18 protein-coding genes and 1 pseudogene are annotated in these 19,729 nt (G+C 62.5%); 10 read left to right on the forward strand and 9 right to left on the reverse strand.

All coding sequences use genetic code 11. From position 1 onward, the window contains the following. Positions 1–67: 67 nt before the first annotated feature. Positions 68–982, reverse strand: coding sequence for an NAD(P)-dependent oxidoreductase (locus BUB23_RS04350; protein WP_073101876.1), 915 nt, complete (start codon positions 980–982; stop codon positions 68–70). Continuing rightward, a complete protein-coding gene (locus BUB23_RS04355) occupies positions 982–1,395 on the reverse strand; it encodes a carboxymuconolactone decarboxylase family protein (RefSeq protein WP_073101877.1) in 414 nt (137 codons plus the stop codon). The genes BUB23_RS04350 and BUB23_RS04355 overlap by 1 nt, the downstream gene beginning before the upstream one ends. A gap of 155 nt (positions 1,396–1,550) precedes the next feature. Here BUB23_RS04355 and BUB23_RS04360 point away from each other — a divergent pair, with 155 nt between their 5' ends. Next, positions 1,551–2,924, forward strand: a complete 1,374-nt coding sequence (locus BUB23_RS04360) for an MmgE/PrpD family protein (RefSeq protein WP_073101878.1) — start codon at positions 1,551–1,553, stop codon at positions 2,922–2,924. Between the two features lie 9 nt (positions 2,925–2,933). On the opposite strand, the gene BUB23_RS04365 is transcribed toward BUB23_RS04360, so the two are convergent. After that, positions 2,934–5,030 carry a TRAP transporter large permease subunit gene (locus tag BUB23_RS04365; protein WP_073101879.1) on the reverse strand — a complete coding sequence of 699 codons (2,097 nt, stop codon included), beginning with the start codon at positions 5,028–5,030 and terminating at the stop codon, positions 2,934–2,936. 282 nt (positions 5,031–5,312) lie between these two features. Here BUB23_RS04365 and BUB23_RS04370 point away from each other — a divergent pair, with 282 nt between their 5' ends. From BUB23_RS04370 to BUB23_RS04385, 4 genes are all read left to right on the forward strand, one after another. Further along, positions 5,313–6,302: a TRAP transporter substrate-binding protein gene (locus BUB23_RS04370; protein WP_143160879.1), complete on the forward strand. Its 990-nt coding sequence runs from the start codon at positions 5,313–5,315 to the stop codon at positions 6,300–6,302. A gap of 113 nt (positions 6,303–6,415) precedes the next feature. Further along, complete coding sequence (locus BUB23_RS04375) at positions 6,416–7,237, forward strand: N-acyl homoserine lactonase family protein (protein WP_073101880.1); 822 nt, start codon at positions 6,416–6,418, stop codon at positions 7,235–7,237. 27 nt (positions 7,238–7,264) lie between these two features. Beyond that, positions 7,265–8,050 (forward strand): 3-hydroxybutyrate dehydrogenase, encoded by a 786-nt coding sequence (locus tag BUB23_RS04380; RefSeq protein WP_073101881.1) that lies wholly within the window; start codon positions 7,265–7,267, stop codon positions 8,048–8,050. A 50-nt stretch (positions 8,051–8,100) separates the two neighbouring features. Next, the gene (locus BUB23_RS04385; protein ID WP_073102164.1) at positions 8,101–9,021 is read left to right on the forward strand and encodes an NAD(P)-dependent oxidoreductase; all 921 of its coding nucleotides are present in this window, start codon (positions 8,101–8,103) and stop codon (positions 9,019–9,021) included. Between the two features lie 13 nt (positions 9,022–9,034). Here the strand turns inward: BUB23_RS04385 and BUB23_RS04390 are convergent, their stop codons facing one another. Beyond that, a complete protein-coding gene (locus tag BUB23_RS04390) occupies positions 9,035–10,012 on the reverse strand; it encodes a Bug family tripartite tricarboxylate transporter substrate binding protein (RefSeq protein ID WP_178372264.1) in 978 nt (325 codons plus the stop codon). A 49-nt stretch (positions 10,013–10,061) separates the two neighbouring features. Further along, entirely contained in the window at positions 10,062–10,943 is an 882-nt protein-coding gene (locus BUB23_RS04395) for an isocitrate lyase/PEP mutase family protein (RefSeq protein ID WP_073101883.1), read from the reverse strand. A 208-nt stretch (positions 10,944–11,151) separates the two neighbouring features. On the opposite strand from BUB23_RS04395, the gene BUB23_RS04400 reads away from it, so the two are divergent. From BUB23_RS04400 to BUB23_RS04410, 3 genes are all read left to right on the forward strand, one after another. Then, positions 11,152–11,664, forward strand: coding sequence for a sigma-70 family RNA polymerase sigma factor (locus tag BUB23_RS04400; RefSeq protein WP_073101884.1), 513 nt, complete (start codon positions 11,152–11,154; stop codon positions 11,662–11,664). Next, entirely contained in the window at positions 11,657–12,661 is a 1,005-nt protein-coding gene (locus tag BUB23_RS04405; protein WP_073101885.1) for a FecR domain-containing protein, read from the forward strand. Before BUB23_RS04400 ends, BUB23_RS04405 begins: the two co-directional genes overlap by 8 nt. 131 nt (positions 12,662–12,792) lie before the next feature. Continuing rightward, positions 12,793–15,288: a TonB-dependent siderophore receptor gene (locus BUB23_RS04410; protein ID WP_084135729.1), complete on the forward strand. Its 2,496-nt coding sequence runs from the start codon at positions 12,793–12,795 to the stop codon at positions 15,286–15,288. A gap of 33 nt (positions 15,289–15,321) precedes the next feature. Here the strand turns inward: BUB23_RS04410 and BUB23_RS04415 are convergent, their stop codons facing one another. Both BUB23_RS04415 and BUB23_RS04420 read right to left on the reverse strand, forming a co-directional pair. Next, complete coding sequence (locus tag BUB23_RS04415) at positions 15,322–16,536, reverse strand: ABC transporter substrate-binding protein (protein WP_143160880.1); 1,215 nt, start codon at positions 16,534–16,536, stop codon at positions 15,322–15,324. Between the two features lie 37 nt (positions 16,537–16,573). Further along, positions 16,574–17,506, reverse strand: a complete 933-nt coding sequence (locus BUB23_RS04420) for an alpha/beta fold hydrolase (RefSeq protein WP_245801154.1) — start codon at positions 17,504–17,506, stop codon at positions 16,574–16,576. A gap of 185 nt (positions 17,507–17,691) precedes the next feature. Here BUB23_RS04420 and BUB23_RS04425 point away from each other — a divergent pair, with 185 nt between their 5' ends. Beyond that, complete coding sequence (locus BUB23_RS04425; protein ID WP_073101886.1) at positions 17,692–18,198, forward strand: MarR family winged helix-turn-helix transcriptional regulator; 507 nt, start codon at positions 17,692–17,694, stop codon at positions 18,196–18,198. A gap of 54 nt (positions 18,199–18,252) precedes the next feature. On the opposite strand, the pseudogene BUB23_RS27545 reads toward BUB23_RS04425, so the two are convergent. Together BUB23_RS27545 and BUB23_RS27550 are read right to left on the reverse strand one after the other, a co-directional pair. Further along, positions 18,253–18,447, reverse strand: a pseudogene (locus BUB23_RS27545) (NAD(P)-dependent oxidoreductase); the annotation flags it as partial. Between the two features lie 33 nt (positions 18,448–18,480). Further along, positions 18,481–18,681, reverse strand: coding sequence for an NAD(P)-dependent oxidoreductase (locus BUB23_RS27550; protein ID WP_073101887.1), 201 nt, complete (start codon positions 18,679–18,681; stop codon positions 18,481–18,483). A 62-nt stretch (positions 18,682–18,743) separates the two neighbouring features. Between BUB23_RS27550 and BUB23_RS04440 the strand changes: the two genes are divergently transcribed. Further along, the gene (locus tag BUB23_RS04440) at positions 18,744–19,679 is read left to right on the forward strand and encodes a siderophore ABC transporter substrate-binding protein (protein ID WP_073101888.1); all 936 of its coding nucleotides are present in this window, start codon (positions 18,744–18,746) and stop codon (positions 19,677–19,679) included. Positions 19,680–19,729: the final 50 nt, after the last annotated feature.

The raw sequence follows: 19,729 nt of genomic DNA on the forward strand, positions 1-19,729 counted from the left end.
TCCTTTGGTGGTGGTACTGCGCCTCCTGAACTGTCCGCCGGTCGCGGGCCGCTGACCAGGCGGAGTGTTATTGCTTTGGAGGTTTGCCGATCTGCATGCCGGCCAGCTGCTCGCTGAGCAAGGCGATGGCGGTATGGTCGGCCTGCTGCCCCAGGACCGCATTGGCCCCCGCCCACAGGTTGCGGCACAGATCCGAGAATGGCGCATTCACGTTGTTCTCGTGCGCGATACCCAGGGCGATGGTCAGGTCCTTGACCATGAGGCTCATGGCAAAGCCCGAATCGAACTTGCGCGAAAGCACGTACTGCTTCAACTTCTTTTGCGTGCTGTTGTTCATGCCCGTCGAAACGTTGAGCACATCGACCATGGTTTCCGGGTCGATGCCGAAGCGCGACCCGATGATGAGCGCCTCCACCCCGATAAGAAACCCGGCGGACGATACCAGGTTGTTGAGCGCCTTCATTGCATGGCCGGTGCCCACTTCCCCTGTGTTGATGACGCTGCCCAGCGCATTCAGGATGGGCATCGCGGCATCGATGTCGGCCTTTTCGCCGCCGGCCATGATGGTCAGTTCGCCCGTGCGCGCCCGTGGCACCCCGCCCGAGACCGGCGCGTCGAACAGGACGACGCCCTGGGCGGCAAGCCGTTCGCTGAACGCCACTGTCTGGCTTGGAATACCCGAGGTCATCTCGATGACGACAGTCCCGGGCCGCATGCTGGAAGCAAGGCCTTGCTCGCCGAACAGCACGTCCCGCACGATGGCGCTATTGGGCAAAATCGTTATGATCACGTCCGCGTCCCTGCCCAAGGCGGCAAGCGTTGCGGCGGGTTCGACGCCGTGTCCCCGGGCAAAGGCGGCTGTGCGATCGGGGTTGCTGTCGAACACGGCGAGCGGATAGCCGGCCTTGATCAGGCACCCGGCCATGGGAGCCCCCATGGCGCCCACGCCCACGAAGCCGATACTCGGCTTGGTCGAGGCCATTATTTGGCCCCCGCCTTTGCGTTCTTGGCTTTTTCTTCCGCGATGACTTCGGCCGCGACCTTCATGCCATCCAGGGCTGCCGGCACGCCGCAATAAATGGCCACCTGCAGGAAGATTTCTTTGATGTCATCCTGGGTCAGGCCGTTATTGAGCGCGCCGCGCACGTGCAGGCGGATCTCGTGCGGCCGGTTCAGGGCGGCCAGCATCGACAGGTTGATGATGCTGCGCGTGCGCCGATCCAGGCCGGGACGCCCCCATAGCTCTCCCCAACACCATTCGGTGACCAGCTTCTGCATGTCGGCAGTGAAATCGTCCGCCGCATCGAGGGACTTTTGCACATGCTCCGCGCCGAGCACCTCCTGACGATTTTTCAAGCCTTTGGCAAACAGCTCTGTATTGAATTCTTCACGCATGGTCTTTCTGACTCCTGAATAGAGGGGATACGTGGCTAGTATGATATCCAAACTATCAATCTGTCAATCATATCGTCATACAATATTGTTTTTGAGACCAGGTATCATCTTCCTGCCACGCTAGCGATTAACTTTCCCCGGAATGCCACCTACCCATGAAAAACGCAAAGCAGACAACCCAGTGCGGCCCGATCTCCGCCCTTCTCGCCGACTTTATCCACGCCGCCTCGTGGGAACAGATCCCCGGCCCCATCCGCCATGAGATAAAACGGTCGGTCCTGAATTATTTCGCGGTGGCGCTGGCGGGATGCAGCGATCCTACTTTGGACAAGGCCGTGCGAACTTACGCGCGCTTTTCCTCCGGGCCGGCGGCCGCGCTGATAGGCCGGGGCGAACGCATGGATATGCTCAACGCCGCCGCAATAAACGCCATGGGCGCAAATGTGTATGACTACGACGACACGCATATTCCCACCATCATTCACCCGACGGCGCCGGTCGCTTCCGCCTTGTTCGCGTTGAGCCAGACCCAGCCGGTTGCCGGCAAGGACTTCATGCTGGCCTTTCTTCTTGGCGTGGAAGCGCAATGCCGCATCGGCCTTGCCATATCGCCGTTTCATTATGACAAGGGCTGGCACATTACCTCCACCTGCGGTGTTTTCGGCTCTGCCATGGCCGTGGGCAAGACGCGGCGGCTGACGCCCGCCCGGCTCCGCTGGGCCCTGGGCTCGGCGGCTTGCCAGGCGGGAGGGCTGGTGGAGTCCCTGGGCACCATGTCCAAGAGCGTGAGCGTGGGCAACGCGGCCCGCAACGGCATGCTGGCCGCGCTGCTGGCCGAGGACGACTTCGATGGGCCGGCCCGGCCGCTGGAAGGCGCTCACGGCTTTCTCCGGGTTTTCGGCGACGCGCCGGATTTCGACGCCGTGACCCGGGAGCTGGGCAAGGAATGGGAAATCGGCAAGGTCGCCTATAAGCCATATCCCTGCGGCGTGGTGCTCAACCCAGTCCTGGATGCCTGCCTGGCGCTGTCCGCGCGCATCGGCATGCGCCGGCTCGAGGCGATCGCATCCATTGAACTGACCAGCCACCCGCTGTTGCGCCAGCGCACCGACCGCCCCAACGTCAGGACGGGACGCGAATCGCAAGTAAGCGCCCAGCATGCCGTGCCGGTGGCCTTGCTGCGCGGCGCCGCCGGCCTGGAAGCGTTCTCGGACGAAGCCGTCAACGACCCGGCGCTGCGGGCGCTGGGGCCGCTGGTGCGATTCCATGACGATGAAACGTATTCCATCGACAGCGCCAAGGTGGTGCTGCGATTCCACGACCAGCCGCCCGAACAGGAGTTCGTCCGGGTGGCGCGAGGCTCCCTGGAGCGGCCGCTGACCGATGCCGAACTGGAAACCAAGCTGCGCGACCTGTGCCGCTACGGGCGTTCCGGATGCGATGCCGGCCGGCTGATCGGGGCCGTCTGGGACATGGAGGACGGCAAAGACATGGGGCGCCTGGCTGAACTCGCCGCGGCGCCCGCCTGAACATCCGCGTCATTTTATCTGTTGCGGAAGCCACAGCACGATATCCGGAAACGTATACAGCAGCACCAGGAAAACCAGCATGACGGCGACAAAGGGAAGCACGCCCAATGCAATCTGGACAAAGGTCACCTTCCCGCTCATGCTGCTCAGGACGAACAGCACCATGCCCATGGGCGGCGTGATCAGGCCGATCTCTATCATCAGCACGAGAAAAATGCCGAACCAGATCGGGTCCATGCCCAGAGCCATCGCAATAGGAAACGTGACAGGGAGGGTCATCAGCATCATGGCGATGGATTCGATGAACATGCCCAGCACCAGGTAGATCAGCGTCATCAAGGCCACCACTATCCACGGGTCCAGCCCGGCGTGGGTAATCAAGGCGACGATCTCGCGCGGCAAGCGGATGTAATCGAATACCCAGCTGAAAATCGACGCGCCGACAACGATGAGCAGCAGCATCGCGCTCACCCTGGCGGTATCCAGGGCGACGGCGAAAAGCCCCTGGACGTCGATCTTCTTGCGTACCAGGCACAGGATATACGCGGCGAGCGCGCCGATGGCGGCCGCCTCGGTCGGCGTGGCGATGCCCGCATACATGGAGCCCAGCACGACGAATATGATGGCGACGAACGGCACCATGCCCGTCGAGCTGACGAGCTTCTCCTTCATGGTGTAGGCGCGCGCGGCGGGAGCCGAACCGCGCCATCCCAAGGCCCACACGAAGGCGGTCAGCATGAACATGAACATCAGCAACAGTCCGGGCAACACACCGCCCATGAACAGGTGGGTCACGGACGCTCCGACCGTCGTGCCGTAGATAATCATGGGAATGCTGGGCGGTATCAAAATGCCCAGGGTTGCGCCGGCGCCGGTAATGCCGTACGTAAGACGGGGGCTGTACCCCCGCTCTATCATTTCGGGGCACGCCACTTTGCCCAGCGTGGCCGCCGTTGCGATGCTCGATCCGGACACGGCGGCGAATATGGCCGACGCGCCGGCGCTGGCATGCGCCAGCCCCCCCGGCGTGCGCCCGAACCAGCGGACCAGCGAGTCGAACATGCCCGACACTATGCCGCTTTTGAGCAGCAATCCGCCCATGAAGATGAACATCGGCACCGCCGACAGCGTGAAGGTGTTGGTGCTGCTCCACGCCCGCTCCGCGAGCAGGGACAACTGCGGCCGCGGCAGAAGAAAGTAAACCCCGAACATTCCGACCAGCCCCAGCGCAAGGGCTATCCGGACGCCGAACAGCAATAGAAATATCATGGACGCCACCAGCAATGTCCCGACCAAGGCCAGCGATTGCCCGCGCATCGCCCAATACAGCAAGGACAAGGCCCCCAGCAGGACCACGACGTGAAGCGCAGTGCGCAGCCCGCTCCAGGCCAGCATTCCCAGCACCATGAAGGCGGCGATGGCAATGGTGCCCCAGTCAAAACGGCCGGCGGACACCAACACGCTATGCCGCCCCAGCGAAACCAGCGCCGCCAGCAATGCCAGGGCCAATAGCGGCAGCGCCCAGCGGCGCGCATTGCCGGGCGGCGGCTTCAAACGATATATATCGATGAGAATGGCCAGCGCGTAGACCAGCAGCCCCACGGAAACCGGCAACTGCGGTATCCATTGGGGCGTCGACAGCAGCCCCCAGTCGCGCGTGTCATTGAAATATTCCCTGGCATTGAACGCAGCCATCTGCCAGACGGACATCATCACGAAGAACAGGCCGCTCCATTGGCAGATGAGCTCCACCTTGCGCCTGGCTTCGGTAGAAAGCCGGTCTACCCACAGCTCCACCTGGACATGGCTGTTATTGCTTTGCGCAACGCCCAGGCCCAGAAACACCACTGCCACCAGCAGGTAGGTCGAGATCTCCGTCGCCCAGGAAGTCGGCGAATTGAACAGTGAACGGGAACCGATCTCGAAGCACATGATCAGCGCCATGGCCAGCAGGGCCAGGCCGGCCAATACGCCGCCCGCCCGAACCAAATGGCCGGCGGCGCGAACCGCGATGAAATCATTATGGCCGGACAAGGGGTACAGCGCCGCAGTTGCCGGCGCGCGGTCCGGCATGGCCTTGCCGCTTGAATTCGTGGCGATCATCATGTCTCCTTGTCTGCCGGGCTCGTGGGCCGTTGCTCTATTTATGAGCATATTGTATTATTGAATCACTGAATGACAAAAATATTCGTTTTTTTTATACCCGCCCCCATAGCTGGCCCCGTCACGGCCTTCAGTCAACGCCAGCCGCATATCATTCAGAATCAAAACGAATTCAATACGGAGAAGACAATGAAGCGCTCTTATCAGCATCCAGCTGTACCGCGGACACTGTCAAAGGCTCGCAAGGAGGGATTTGTCCGCAAGCTCGCAGGCGCCGCGCTTTGCATGGGCGGCCTTTTTTTCGCAGCGTCGCCGGCGTCGGCGCAGGAATACGACCTGACGATGTCGGTCATCGTCTCGCCGGGCGACGGCTATTCAATACTGACCCAGTCCGTGCCGGAACGCGTCGCCAAAGCCACCAATGGAAAGGTCAAGGTTACCGTCAGCGATTCGCTCGTTCCCCCCGCCCAGATTGCGACGGCCATCCGCGAAGGCCGTGTCGACATGAGCGCCGCCTTGCACACCTACCTGGCCGCCGATGAACCGCGCATGGGCATATTCAATTTGCCCGGGCTGATCAATACCGCCCAAGAGTACAAGAAGGTCGGGGATGCCTTCTGGTTCGAGGACACCAAGAAGATCTGGCAGGAAAAGTGGGGCGCCATCGTGCTGGCCAACGGCGTCTGGTGCACGCAGCAGCTGTTCTCGAAAGAACCCATCAAGACACTGGAAGACTTCAAGGGCAAGCGCCTGCGCGTGCACAATCCACAAACCGCGGAGGTGGTCAACGCCCTGGGCGGCAAGCCGGTTCCCCTGCCCGTTCCCGAAATCTACCCGGCCCTCGAGCGCGGCGTGATCGACGGCCTGTTTACCTCCACCTGCGTGGGCAATGCCCTGGAATACTGGAGGCTCGCCAAGAACGTGCAAAACTGGAGCCTCGGTCCCCTGAACGGCTGGGCGATACTGGCCAATCCGGCCAGCTGGAACAGTCTGCCGCCCGAGGTTCAGCAACAGGTCGCGGGCGTCATGGCCCAGATCCAGGAAGAGGCATTCTCCCGCTACGATGAATTCGTCGGCAATGCAATGAAGAAAATGGAATCCGAAGGCGTGACCTTCTGGGTTGCGCCCGATGCCGAGCGCGACCGGCTGATGCAGGCCAAGTACATAGGCCCGTCCTACGACGCATGGTACAAGCGCGCCAAAGAAGTCGGCTTCGATGGCAAGGCATATATAGAGAAGGTGCGCGCCGTTCTTGGAAAACCCTCGGGTGGCTGAAACGCGTCCGGCCGTTCTCACCCCGGGGACCGTCTGCCGGAACGGAAACTTTGCGAAATGACCGGCGGGCCGGCCCGCCGGCCCGCGCATGAACACGATACGGAGACGACCCCATGGATGCTCAAGGCATTGCCCCATTCGAACTCTACGCCATCAGGTATGCGCGCCATGGCGGCCGCAAGGCGCAGGACAACTATATAGGCGCCGTGGACTTCCATGACGCGGACTCGGACCTCGAGTATTACGTATGGGTGGCGCGGCGCGGCGCCGAGGTATACGTCATCGACACAGGCTTTGAAGAACAGTCGGCCCGGGAACGCGGGCGCGAGCTGCTCATGCCCGTCAAGGACGGCCTGGCCCTTGTAGGCGTGGCCGCGGAAAACGTCGACCACGTCATCCTTACGCATTTGCATTACGACCACGCCGGCACGCTGGGCGAGTTTCCCAAGGCGACGTTCCACATCCAGGATGCGGAGCCCGCCTATGCGACAGGCCGCTGCATGTGCCATCCCGCCTTACGCCACCCCTTCAATGTGGAAGACATTGTCGGTTTCGTGCGCAAGCTCTATGGGGGCCAGGTGGAGTTTCATCGCGGCACCGCGGAACTGGCGCCAGGCTTGACGCTGCATCTGGTCGGAGGCCATACGCCGGGCCTGCAGGTCGTCCGGGTCTGGACCAGGCGCGGATGGGTGGTCATTGCGTCCGACGCCACCCACCTGTACGGCAACATCGAGCGCCAGATCCCCTTCCCCGCCGTCTATAACGTGGGCGACATGCTGGAAGGCCACAAGCTGGTGCGCAGCCTGGCCGATACGCCCCGGCATATCATCCCCGGGCACGACCCGCAGGTCATGCGGCGCTACCCCGCGCTGTCGCCGGAGACTGAAGGAAAAGTGGTGCGCCTCGATGTGCCTCCCAACAACCCCGCCGAATAAGCAGGCGCCGCGCCTGCCCTGTCCACCATGACGCTTGAAAACAAATGCGCCCTGATAACCGGGTCCGTCCGCGGGCTCGGATACGCCATTGCCGCAGACCTGGCCCGGGCCGGCTGCCATATCGTGCTTCACGGACTGGAACCGGAAGGCCTGGCGCAGGACGCCGCCGACACGCTGCGCCGGACATCGGGGCGCACGGTGCTGCTTAGCCGCGCGGATCTTGCCCGCGTGGAACAGATCGAGGAACTGATGCATGCGGCGCGCCAGCAGTTCGGCAATGTCGATATCGTCGTCAACAATGCCGTGGTCAGGCACTTCGCTCCCGCCGAGGAATTGCCTGCCTTGCATTGGGACGAGTCCATCGCCGTGAACCTGTCCGCCGCGTTCCATACCTCCAGGCTCGCCATACCGGGAATGCGGGCGCGCGCCTGGGGGCGCATCATAAACATGTCTTCCGTCTATGGCTCATCGGCGGCGGTCAACCGCGTAGGCTACGTCACGACCAAGACCGGGCTTATCGGCATGACCCGCGCCATAGCCCTGGAAACGGCGGCCAGCGGCATCACCTGCAATGCGGTATGCCCCGGCACGGTTCCCACGCCGGCCATTCTGGAACGCATCGCGGGCATCGCGGCCAAAGCGGGCATATCGCAGGAACAGGCCACCCGCGATTACCTGGCCGAGCGCCAGCCCACCGGCAGGTTCGTCGCAATGGAAAGCGTCGCCGCCATGGTCCGTTTTCTATGCGGCGACGCGGGGCGGGACATCACCGGCGCCGTCTTGCCCATAGACGGGGGATGGACGGCCGCATGAGCCCAGTCTTGATCACCAACAAATCGAATCAGAAAACGCAAGGAGCATACATGAGCGAAGTACAAAACAAGCGGCTGGGTTTCGTGGGCATAGGAAGAATGGGCGGTCCCATTGCCAGCCGCCTGATCGACGCCGGATACGAGCTGGTCATCTGCGACGCCAATCAGGAAGCGCTGACCCCGCTGTTGAACAAGGGCGCGATCCGCGCGGCCTCGCCGAAAGCCGTTGCGGACCAGGCGCCCATCGTTCTGATTTCCCTGCCCACGCCCGACGTAGTGGCCTTGGTCGGCCTGGGGGAAAACGGCCTGATAGAAGGCGGCGCCGTGCGCACCGTCATCGACCTGTCGACGACCGGCCCCGGCGCCGCCAAGAAACTGGCCCAAGGCCTGGCCGGACGGTCCATCGCCACCATAGACTGCCCGGTCAGCGGCGGCGTGGCCGGAGCGACGAAGGGCACGCTCGCCCTGATGGTGGCCGGCGACAAGGACCGCATTCAAGAGGTCCAGCCGATTCTCGACCATCTGGGCAAGCAGATCTATGTCGGCGTCGAGCCCGGCATGGCGCAAACCATGAAAGTCATCAACAATCTGATTTCGGTCACCGCCCTGGTCGTCACGTCGGAAGCGCTGGTGATGGGCGCCAAGGCGGGGCTGGACGCCGACACCATGACCGAAGTGATCAACGCCGGATCGGGCCGATCCAACGCCTCTGAAGTGAAGATACCCAATTTCGTCCTGTCGCGCACTTTCGATTTCGGCTTTTCCGTGGGCTTGTCCGCCAAAGATGTGCGCCTGTGCATGGAAGAGGCGGACAGCCTGGGCATACCCATGCCTGTCGGGCAATCCGTACGCGCCTTCCTGAATTCCGCGGCCGATAAGCTGGGCTACCAGGCCGATATGACCGAAATGATCCGCGTGATCGAAGATCAGGTGGGAGTCGAGGTCCGCGGCAAGGCGGCCGCGCCCAAATGACGGGCCGCCGGGCTTAGTTGACCTTCTCGCTGAACACCGATGCGGCCGACGCATCGATTACCTTTTGATCCTGCGCCAGCTGCCTGGCAAACTCTTCCGGCGAACTGCCCACCGGCGACAACAGCAAAGGCTTCAGCACTTTCAAGACTTCGGGAGCATTGGCGGCCTTGTTGAAACCGTCGGCGATTTTTTTCTTGATGGGTTCCGGCGTTCCGGCCGGCGCGAATATGCCGTACCAATTATTGGTGAACTTTACGTCGCCCAGGCCGGCTTCCGCATAGGTCGGAACGTCGGGCAGCTCCACAAGGCGTTTGTCGGCGCTCACGGCGAGTATTCTGAGGTCTCCGGATTTATGGGCCGACAGGACCGAAGACGTGCCGGTAACCAGCGAGGTGACGTGCCCGCCGATGACGTCGCTTACCGCCGCGGAAGTGCCGGCGTAGCGCACATTGGTCACTTTGCCGGTCAAGGCCAGCTCGGACATCAGGCCGGTTCCCACCATTAGCGTGAACGGCTCGCCGCTGGCCCAGCTGCAGTTGTTCGCCTCGTTGGCGCAGTAGCGCTTGTAGTCCGCCACCGTCTTTATGTCGGTCTTGCCTTTCACCACGATCGCGGTCGGGCCGGTCGCCATCATGCTCACTGGCGTCAGTTGCGTCAGCGGGTCGGTCTTGATCGATTTGTTGGTGTACTTGAGCATGGCGATGGCGGGGATGGAAACCAGCAAGGTATAGCCATCGGGCTTGGCCCTGATCGTTTCATTGGTGGCGATCAGGCCGTCCGCGCCCGGTTTGTTCTCCACCACGACAGTCTTCCCCCACTGCTCGGTGAGGTATCGGGCCATCGCACGAGATACATTGTCGCTACCTCCGCCGGGTGAATACGGCACGATGACGACGACGGGTTTTTCCGGAAATTTTGTCTCGTCGGCCTGCGCGCCCGCTCCCATCACAAACATGAGGCATGAGCCCAGGACCAGTCTTGATAACTTCATTTGTCTCTCCTGTTTTGTACGTAATCGTTGATGAAGCATTGCCCGGGCCTCAATCGGCGTCGGCGAATCTGCGCTCCGTCGCGATGGATTCTTCAAGGCCCACAAATCGGTTGAAGTCCTGAAACGACGTGATCCGGTCCGCGATGGCATTCGTGGAGCAGCCCTCTCGCATAAAGGTCTCCATCATTTCTTTCACGGCCTTGTGCATGGCGAACATGGGCTCTATCGGGCAAATCGCGAATGAAAAGCCCAGTTCATGCACCTCGTTCAAGGACAGAAAAGGCGTTTTGCCGGAACGGGCCATATTGAAGAGGATGGGCTTGCCCAATGGCTTGAGCCGGCGGCCGATTTCCCGCAACTGCTCCATGCTTTCCGGGGCATCCACGTACAGCCCGTCGGCGCCCTCCTCCGCGTAAGCTTCGAGCCGGTCGAGCGCATCCTCCAGGCCGGTCACGGCCACCGCATCGGTGCGCGCCACGATGAAGAAGTTCGGATCGCGCCGCGCCTGCAGCATGGCGCGAAGCTTCAGCTGCATTTCCCGTTTCGTGATCAATTGCTTGCCAGCGAAGTGCCCGCATTTCTTGGGCAAAGCCTGGTCTTCGATGTGGAGGCAGGAAGCGCCCGCCTCTTCCCACAGTTCCATGGTTCTTTGCACATCCAGGATGCCGCCGTAGCCGGTGTCGGCATCGGCGAAAACCGGAACGGTGGAGACCCGGCATATGCGGCGGATATGCTCGAACATTTCTGTCTGGGTCAACAGGCCGATATCCGCCTTGCCGGTGATGATGGCGGACGCCGCGAAACCGCTGACGAAGATGGCGGGCGCCCCCGCCTGCTCGGCAAGCTTGGCCGTAACGGCGTCATGCGCGCCCATGCAGACGAATGGGCCATTATTGAAGAGTTCCCGGAATTTGACCGAGCGTGGATTCATGTTGTCTCCTGCATTGTTGGTAGGCCTGCCCGCCGCCTTGCCAGGGACCGACAAGATAAGCAGTCAATAATACAATCGTATAGTATACGAATAGGCAATGCAAGCAGGGTTCTGGCGGATGGCATCTTCGGACAGACAACGGTAATCTTTCAATTTATAATGCGACTAGTTCTCATTATTGATCGATTATTATCGGCCGCCTCGCCCTATGCCCACCGCCGACCTTCCGTCGCAGAAAATAGCCGCCTTCTACAGCGATCATCATGGCTGGCTGCGAGGCTGGCTGCGCAAGAAGCTGGGCAACGCATTCGATGCCGCGGACCTGGCGCATGACACCTACGTGCGCATCCTGTCCTGCGGCCAGCCGCCCGAGCCTGAACAATCGCGGCGCTACCTTGCCCAGGTGGCCAATGGCTTGCTCATCGATCTGTATCGCCGGCGCCGCATCGAGGCCGCTTATCTGCAAACGCTCAGCCTCCTGCCCGAACCCGAGGCGCCGTCCGAAGAAGCCCGCGCGCTGGTGCTCGAAGCGCTGATTGAAATCGATGCCCTTCTTCACCGCCTGCCCGAGAAGACGCGGCGCGCCCTGCTGCTCTGCAAGCTGGACGGCTTGAGCTACCGTGAAATCGCGTCGCGGCTGAATGTTTCGGTGTCATCGGTGGAAAAATATATCGCCCGCGGCCTTCAGGCCTGTTACCAGACGCTGTACACCCATGAGTAAGCCCGCAGCGCGAACCGCGCCGGTGCAACGCGGCCCCGCGCAAGCGCCTATCGACGCGGCCATCGTGCAAAAGGCGGCTCAATGGATGGCGCGCCTGTGGGCGGACGATGCCAGCACGGCGGAACACGCCGCCTGCGCTCAATGGCGCGCGGCGCATCCGGATCATGAGCGGGCCTGGCGCCGCCTTCAAGCGCTGGACGATAAGCTGCAGGATGTGCCGCAACATGCCGCCCGCGTTCTGGACCCCGCCGCCACGAACACCCTGTCGCGGCGCCGCGCGCTCCAGGTCCTGGGGCTGGCCGCCATTGCCACGGGCGCCATTCATACGGCGCGCAATAGTGAAAGCTGGCGGATACTGTCGTCGGACTACAGCACGAAGGTGGGCGAGATCCGGGAGGTCGTATTGGCCGATGGCACGCGCGTGGTGCTCAATACGGCCAGCGCCATCGATGTGCGGTTCGACGGCGCGGCGCGCGACGTGATTCTGCGCTCGGGCGAAGCGCTGGTCACCACGGGCCGCGACTCCGCGGCGCCCGCCCGCCCCTTCACGATGCGCAGCCGCCAGGGGGCGGTGCGCGCCCTGGGCACACGTTTCATGCTGCGCCAGGACGATGATGTATCGCACGTCGCCGTGTTCCATGGCGCGGTCGAGGTCCTTCCCGCGCATGCCCTGGAAGCCCCGCTGCGCCTGGATGCGGGCGAAGGCACCAGTTTTTCGGATACTCATGTCCATCCCCGGCGGGCGGCACTGGAACGCGACCTGGCCTGGTCGCAAGGGCTGCTCATCGCCGAAAACATGCGGGTGCAGGACTTTCTGCGCGAGGTGGGGCGCTACCGGCAGGGCCTGCTGCGCTGCAGCCCGGAAGTCGCCGATATGCGGATAACAGGCGTGTTTCCCCTCGCCGACACCGACCGCGCGCTGGCGAACCTGAAGCTTGCACTGCCTGTCGAGCTGGCCTACCGGACACGCTACTGGGTCACCGTGCAGGCGAGGTAGACGCCCGGGCGCCTGCCCGCTGGCCGCGGCGCTGTTACAAAATAGGCGGAAACGGCCTTGAGGGAAAGGCGTCTTCGTTCGGAGAACTCAATAAGCAGAACAATCAACTCCGAACAGAAAAGGACCCTCCCATGGCTTTGCCTTTGGCGCCAACGCTACCACGCCTCCTCCCGCGCACGGCCGCAGCTCGCCGCCTTCCGCCTCTTGTCCGGATAGCGCTGTGCGCGGGACTGGCGCTGGGCACCCTGACCGCGGCGCCGCCGTCACGGGCCCAGGCGCGGCAGCAGGCGCAATCACAACGCGACTACGATATTCCCGCCGGGCCGCTGGGCTCCGTGCTCAATCAGTTCGCGCAGGGCGCGGGTGTGGAGTTGTCGGCCGCGTCCGCATTGACGCAAGGCAAACACAGCCCCGGGCTGCATGGAAGATATTCTGTACAGGACGGATTCCTGCAGATTGTGCAGGGGCAAGGGCTGCAAGTCCTGCGGGGGCCCAGCGGCGCCTACTCCCTCCGGGCGGCGCCGCCTTCATCCCTGAACCGCGCCGACGTCTCCACCCTGGCTCCGGTCACCGTCAAGGCGCAGCGCGAGAATCCGTATGGGCCGGTATCAGGCCTGGTTGCGCGGCGCAGCGCCACGGCCACCAAAACCGATACGCCAATACTGGAGGCGCCGCAAACCATCAGCGTGATTACGCGCGGCCAGGTCGAGATGCAAGGCGCGCAGACGGTAAACCAAGCCTTGGGATATACGTCTGGCGTCCTGCCGGCCTTTGGGGGAACCGACAGCCGCTACGATGTCGTCATGGCGCGCGGGGGCCTGTTCGTCCGCCAGTATCTGGATGGCATCGTTCTTCCGTTCAGCGCCTACAGCGTTGCGGTCCCCCAGTTCGATCCCTATATGCTGGAACGCATCGAGGTGCTGCAAGGCCCCTCTTCGGGGCTGTTCGGCCAGACGAGCCCGGGCGGCATCCTGAATATGGTGAGCCGCAGGCCGCAGGCCGATCCGCGGCATGAGTTGTGGCTGCAGGGCGGAAACCTGGATGCGGGCAAGCTTGCCTTGGACTCGACCGGACCGCTGGATGCCGATGAAAAGCTGCTGTATCGCATTACCGGCCTGGTAAAGAGCAGCGACGGCGTGGCCGACCATTCCAACGAAAAGCGCACGTTGATCGCCCCCAGCTTTACCTGGCGCCCTTCGGCGGACACCTCGCTGACCCTGCTCAGCCATTATCAGCGCGATAGAGTCATACCGCAGTACCAGGGCCTGCCTGCCAGCGGCACGCTGCGCTACAACCCCAACGGCACGCTGCCGCGCACGCGCTTCGCCGGCGAACCCTCCTACGAGCGGATGGACCGCGAACAATACGCGGTCGGCTATGCATTCGAACACCGCCTCGATGACATATGGTCGGTGCGCCAGAACCTGCGCTACACCAGCGTCGACATCGACGCGCGCGGCACGCCCGGCTATGCCTTGGCGGCGGATGGCCGCAGCTTGAGCCGGGTGGCCACGCAAGGGCTGGGTAAAGGCAGCATCCTGGGCATCGATACACAGGCGCAAGCCCCGTTCGCCACTGGCGCCCTGAACCACACGCTGATCATGGGCCTGGATTATGTGAAACAGCGCGATGACTATCGCTTTGCCTCAGCCCCGGCTCCGTCGATAGACTTGTACGATCCCGTGTACAACGTTGCGATTCCGGACTTGATACCGCGCCTGAGCACGCTCCAGACCATGCGGCAGACAGGTTTGTACATGCAGGACCAGGCACGCGCCGGCGGCTGGGTGTTCACGGCGGGCGGGCGTTTTGATCGCTCCGAGGCGGAGACCACCGACCGGATGAATCAGACCGGAACGCCGAGGCGGGACGAGGCATTCACCGGCCGGCTGGGCGTCAATTATGTGTTCGATACGGGAATAGCGCCTTATGCCAGCTATTCCACCTCCTTCGAACCCGTCGGCGGCACCGACTACGCAGGCAAGCCTTTCGAGCCCATGAAGGGCAAACAGGTCGAAGTGGGCGTGAAGTACCAGCCCGAAGGATCGGAGACTCTCCTTACCTTATCCGCATTCCAGCTCACGCAGGAGAACATGCTGACGCCCGACAATACGCCGGGGCGCGCCTCTTTCAATACGCAGGCTGGCGAAGTGAAATCGCGAGGCATCAACATCGAGGCCAGGGCCGAGCTCCGGGATGGCACCGACATAATCGGCGCTTACGCCTATACGCGCTCCGAGATCACCAAAGCCAACCCCAGCGCCGCCGGGCTTTCACTGGAGGGGCTGCCCTTGCCCAGGGTCCCGCGCCACATGGCTTCGCTGTGGATCAACCACGAATTCGGCGCAGCGTTCCTCAATGGGCTATCGGTCGGCGCAGGCGTGCGCTACATCGGCGCCAACTATGCCGACTCGCCGGCCACCATACGCTTGCCGGGCAACACACTGTGGGATGCCGGCGTCCATTACGATCTGGGCAGGGCCGGCACGCAGTTGAGCGGGTACAAGCTTTCGCTGACGGCATCGAACCTGACAGACCGCAACTACGTAAACTACTGCCTGAACGAGCTGCAATGTTTCTATGGGCAGGGCCGGACGGTGCTGCTGGGCCTGCGCAAGCAATGGTAGGCGGATGCGCCTCGAACCTGGCGGCGCCCGCGGCTACCCCTGCTTTGCCACCAGCCGGCAGGTGCTCTCCGACAGCGGCATCACCGTTTGATCCAGCGGTATCTTGCGGACAATCTCGAAGTAGTCCCACGGATATCTGGATGCCGCCGGCGTCTTGACCTTGGCAAGATACATGTCGCGCAGCACTCTTCCGTCTTCGCGTATCCGCGCGCCATCGGTGAACGCGTCATTGATCGGCATGGCGCGCATGGCGGCCGCGACCTTGCCGGCGTCATCGCTGCCGGCCTTGTCCACCGCTTTCAGATAATGCAGAACGGATCCATAGACCCCGGCTTGCAGCATGGACGGCATGGCGCCCGTTCTCTCCATGAAGGTTTTGGACCACGCCCGTGTCTTGTCGTTCATGTCCCAATAGGAGGAGGTGGTCAGGTAGGTGCCCTGCGCTTTATCCAGACCCAGGCTGTGCACATCATTGATCATCAGGATCATCGCCGCCAGGCTCTGGCCGCCTTGCGTAATGCCGAACTCGCCGGCCTGCTTGATGGCATTGATCGTGTCGTTGCCGGCATTCGCAATGCCGATCACCTGGGCGCCCGAGGACTGGGCCTGCAGAAGAAAGGACGCGAAATCGGCGACGTTCAGCGGGTGCTTGACGGACCCCAGGATTTTTCCGCCTTCGCTGACCACCACTTCCGAGGTATCCCGCGCAAGCTGGGCGCCAAAGGCGTAATCGGAAGCCAGGATGAACCAGGACTTTCCGCCATTGGCGACGACGGCCGATGCCGTGCCATGAGCCATGGCATAGGTGTCATAGGTCCAGTGGAAGCCATAGGGTGAACACTGATCATTGGTCAAGGCCGTGGTGCCCGCCCCGGAAATCAATACCAGCTTTTTGCTGCTCATCGCGATGCGCTGCACGGCCAGCGCGATGGAGGAATTCGGTATGTCGACGATGACGTCCACTTGATCCCTGTCGTACCACTGGCGCGCCATCGACGCCCCCAGGTCGGTGCGATGCTGGTGGTCGCCATAGATGAGCTGTACCGGTTTTCCCATGACCTTCCCGCCGAACTCCTCGACAGCCATCTGCGCAGCCACCACGGAGCCTTTCCCCGTGATGTCGGCCGTCACACCGGCCATGTCGGTCAAAACGCCGATCTTGACGACATCATCACTAAGCTGCGCCCGGGCCTGCATGCAAAGGCAGGCGCCGCCCGCGGCGGCGAGCAAACTCAGTTTCTTGAACATGTGTGTCTCCTGTATATTTTTTTGGCGCCCGGCCGACTTACAGACCTTTGCCGGCAAGCCATTGGGCGATCAGCCCGGCAATTTCTTCACTGTTGTCTTCCATCATCAACATATGGCCATTGCCGCTTATGCCCGCGTCGGCCAGCCAAAGCCGGTCCGCGCCGAAATATGCCGCAACGGCATCGTCCACCGCCCTGGGATGGCGGGGGTCGCTGTCACCGGTCACCACCAGAATGGGGCGTCCCGCCACGACGTCCGGCCCGGCAAGGCCGAGCCCGGCGCCGCCGATGTTGAAACGCTGATTCAGCACTTTTGCGCTTTCAGGGACGATGGACTTGGCGTATGGTTCGATAGCGTCCTTGGGAAAACGCCTGCCGTTGGCCCAGAATCGACGGACAAAATCAATGTCGACATAAACAGGGGCGCCCAAAGGGGAATACACGGGGCAGCCCAGGCTTTCGTCGGATCCGAGCGCCTCGATGGCCTGCGGATCGTCCGGCAGCGCCTTCTGAATATTGGCCGGCGGGCCTGGGGCGATACCGACGATGGCCGCCACCCGCTCGGGCAGCTTCTCGGCAATCCACCACGCCAAGGGGCCTGCGGCGGAATGCGCCATGATGATCGCCGGGCCGACTTCATCGACCAGCACGGCCAGCGACTCCCCGATTTCGGCCAGGGACAGCGTGGCGAAATTGCGGTTTGCCGGCGACCGGCCGTGGCCAGGCCAATCGGCGACATGGACGGGGTGTCCAAGCCGCGCAAAATATGGCGCCCAGCCCTGGCGCCCGTCGGGCGTCGCAAGATAGGCGGAGCCGGTGTGGAAACCGCCGTGCAGCATGACGATAGGCCTCCTGGGCCTGGCCGCGGGCGCAGGCGCCAGAAAGTCCACATAGACGGGGTGCTCCGCCGTGCCGGAATAAAAACACATCATCGTCAATGTCTCCGCGCCCTGTTCGCGCAATATGTTCATATCGTGACACCAGTCAGTTTATCCACAACTAGTATCATATGCAACTAATTTTCAAAGGGAAGTCCAACAGGAATCCAACAGGAATCATCGATACGGATCGCACCGGCCATGGACCAGCCTCGCGGATTGCTGGAGCCGCCGCCGGGTGGCTATACTCAATGCCCGACCCTCATGCTTGGTTAAGAATGGCACACAATTTGAGCGATATCCTCGACGGAGTGGCGATCCCGATGGCCTATAAGCTGGGATACATGATCAACAGCTATAGGGAGCCGTCCTTCAGGGCCATCGAGGCCGAGTACGGCCTCACGCGCTCCGAGATCCTGTCTCTGATATTTCTTTACTTCAGGGACGGAATCGCCGCCGCTGACATTTGCGATTTCTCGGGACACCTGAAAACCAATATCAGCCGCGCGGTGACGGCCCTGGAAAAGAAGAAGCTGATCACCCGGAAACCACACCTGGACGACCAGCGCCGGCAGCTCCTGTACATCACGGGGGAAGGCCGGAAGATGCATGATCTTTTCATGCCCGGGCTGGTATCCCGCGAGCGCGACATGGTCGCGTGCCTGTCCGGCGATGAACAAGAGCAGCTGGCGACCTTGTTGCGCAAACTATGCGCGCATGCGCCCGCCTGGAATTCGCGCCCCCTGGCGCTGGAGCGGCCCCCGCGACGGCGGGAACAGCGATGAGCGCTGCAATCAAAAACTTATAGCTGCGGGAAATCAACTTCGGTCTCCTGGCAATTATTTTTCATTGATGAGGGAATCTCCAGCGACATACCTTTCCAGGTTCCTGATGAAAAGGTATGTCAACTTTCTGCCCCGGCCTGCGGAATCCCCTGCGGAATGCGGGGTGACAATGGTGTTGGGCAGCGTCCAGAACGGCGAATCCGCCGGCAACGGCTCCGTTTCGAAAACATCCAGGCAGGCGCCCAGACAATGCGCCTCCTTGCAGCGCGGCGAGCAAAGCCTCTAGTCCACGACGCCTCCGCGAGAGACGTCGACCAGGCGCGCCGATGGCTTCATGCGCTGGAAATGCCGCTCCGCAACCAAGTGCCGGGTCTCATCGCGCCATAAGCCGGACCCGGGCGCCCGGAAAAGGCCAGGAGCGCCGCCTGCCGCAACGGCCTCATCCGGCCTCGTTTGCTGAAAACAAGCTGAACAGGCTATCATTAGGAATAATTCTCATTTAGTTGTTTTTGATCGTGGCATCAACAAGGAGTTTCGAATTGGCGATGAATGTATTGCGGGCTGGGCGCCGCCTGGGAGCGGCGCTGGCCGTGGGGGCGGCGTTTGCAGCGGCCGCGGTCGCCGCGCCCGCCGGCGCAGTGACGGTCAGGCACGCCCAGGGTCAGACAGTGATTGCCGCCGAGCCGCAAAAAACCGTGGTCTTCGATCTGGCCGCGCTCGATATCATGCAGGCGCTGGGCGTGCGGGCGGCGGCTGTGGCCGGCGCGCGTTTCCCGGATTACCTGTCGGACTATGCCCAGGACTCCTACCCCAAAGTGGGAACGCTATTTGAGCCCGACTACGAGGCGGTTCACGCCATATCGCCGGATCTTATCGTGGTCGGGGGCCGCTCTGGCGCCAAATACGGCGATCTGGCCCGCCTCGCGCCCACCATCGACCTGACAGTGGATGCCAATGACCTGCCGGGCAGCGTGGCGCGCAACACCCGCAAGCTGGCGGCCATCTACGGCAAGCAAGAGCAGGCCGAGGCCGCGCTGGGCCGGCTCGATGATTCGATTCAGGTCTTGCGCGAAAAAGCGGCCAAGGCGGGCTCCGGCCTGGTGATTCTTACCGTCGGCGGCAAGATCAGCGCCTACGGTCCGGGCTCGCGCTTCGGTGTGATCCACGACGGCTTCGGCGTCCCTGCCGCCATGCGCGACCTGGCCACCACCACCCACGGGCAGGCAGTGTCGTTCGAGTTCATACACAAAACGAATCCGGAATGGCTGTTCGTGATCGACCGCGATGCCGCCATAGGCAGGGAGGGCGCGTCCGCCCGGCAGCTGCTGGACAATGAACTCATGCACAAGACCACCGCCTGGCGGAAGAACCAGATCGTCTACCTGGACGCAATGAACTGGTACTTGCTGGGCAGCGCCGGCCTCACGGCCCTGCAGCAGAATGTCGAGCAGGTTTCACGGGCGCTAGACGGGCAGCAATAAATGAGCGGATGTCTATGCCGCGGGGCCGCCGCCCGGCATGGCTGGCGGCC

The organism is Pollutimonas bauzanensis, assembly GCF_900129885.1.
Lineage (GTDB): Bacteria > Pseudomonadota > Gammaproteobacteria > Burkholderiales > Burkholderiaceae_B > Pollutimonas > Pollutimonas bauzanensis.

Excerpts from the sequence above, each read along its gene's own strand:
- BUB23_RS04350 (WP_073101876.1), bottom strand. The coding sequence starts at position 982 with ATGGCCTCGACCAAGCCGAGTATCGGCTTCGTGGGCGTGGGCGCCATG.
- BUB23_RS04355 (WP_073101877.1), bottom strand. The coding sequence starts at position 1,395 with ATGCGTGAAGAATTCAATACAGAGCTGTTTGCCAAAGGCTTGAAAAAT.
- BUB23_RS04360 (WP_073101878.1), top strand. The coding sequence starts at position 1,551 with ATGAAAAACGCAAAGCAGACAACCCAGTGCGGCCCGATCTCCGCCCTT.
- BUB23_RS04365 (WP_073101879.1), bottom strand. The coding sequence starts at position 5,030 with ATGATGATCGCCACGAATTCAAGCGGCAAGGCCATGCCGGACCGCGCG.
- BUB23_RS04370 (WP_143160879.1), top strand. The coding sequence starts at position 5,313 with ATGGGCGGCCTTTTTTTCGCAGCGTCGCCGGCGTCGGCGCAGGAATAC.
- BUB23_RS04375 (WP_073101880.1), top strand. The coding sequence starts at position 6,416 with ATGGATGCTCAAGGCATTGCCCCATTCGAACTCTACGCCATCAGGTAT.
- BUB23_RS04380 (WP_073101881.1), top strand. The coding sequence starts at position 7,265 with ATGACGCTTGAAAACAAATGCGCCCTGATAACCGGGTCCGTCCGCGGG.
- BUB23_RS04385 (WP_073102164.1), top strand. The coding sequence starts at position 8,101 with ATGAGCGAAGTACAAAACAAGCGGCTGGGTTTCGTGGGCATAGGAAGA.
- BUB23_RS04390 (WP_178372264.1), bottom strand. The coding sequence starts at position 10,012 with ATGAAGTTATCAAGACTGGTCCTGGGCTCATGCCTCATGTTTGTGATG.
- BUB23_RS04395 (WP_073101883.1), bottom strand. The coding sequence starts at position 10,943 with ATGAATCCACGCTCGGTCAAATTCCGGGAACTCTTCAATAATGGCCCA.
- BUB23_RS04400 (WP_073101884.1), top strand. The coding sequence starts at position 11,152 with ATGCCCACCGCCGACCTTCCGTCGCAGAAAATAGCCGCCTTCTACAGC.
- BUB23_RS04405 (WP_073101885.1), top strand. The coding sequence starts at position 11,657 with ATGAGTAAGCCCGCAGCGCGAACCGCGCCGGTGCAACGCGGCCCCGCG.
- BUB23_RS04410 (WP_084135729.1), top strand. The coding sequence starts at position 12,793 with ATGGCTTTGCCTTTGGCGCCAACGCTACCACGCCTCCTCCCGCGCACG.
- BUB23_RS04415 (WP_143160880.1), bottom strand. The coding sequence starts at position 16,536 with ATGTTCAAGAAACTGAGTTTGCTCGCCGCCGCGGGCGGCGCCTGCCTT.
- BUB23_RS04420 (WP_245801154.1), bottom strand. The coding sequence starts at position 17,506 with ATGAACATATTGCGCGAACAGGGCGCGGAGACATTGACGATGATGTGT.
- BUB23_RS04425 (WP_073101886.1), top strand. The coding sequence starts at position 17,692 with ATGGCACACAATTTGAGCGATATCCTCGACGGAGTGGCGATCCCGATG.
- BUB23_RS27550 (WP_073101887.1), bottom strand. The coding sequence starts at position 18,681 with ATGATAGCCTGTTCAGCTTGTTTTCAGCAAACGAGGCCGGATGAGGCC.
- BUB23_RS04440 (WP_073101888.1), top strand. The coding sequence starts at position 18,744 with ATGAATGTATTGCGGGCTGGGCGCCGCCTGGGAGCGGCGCTGGCCGTG.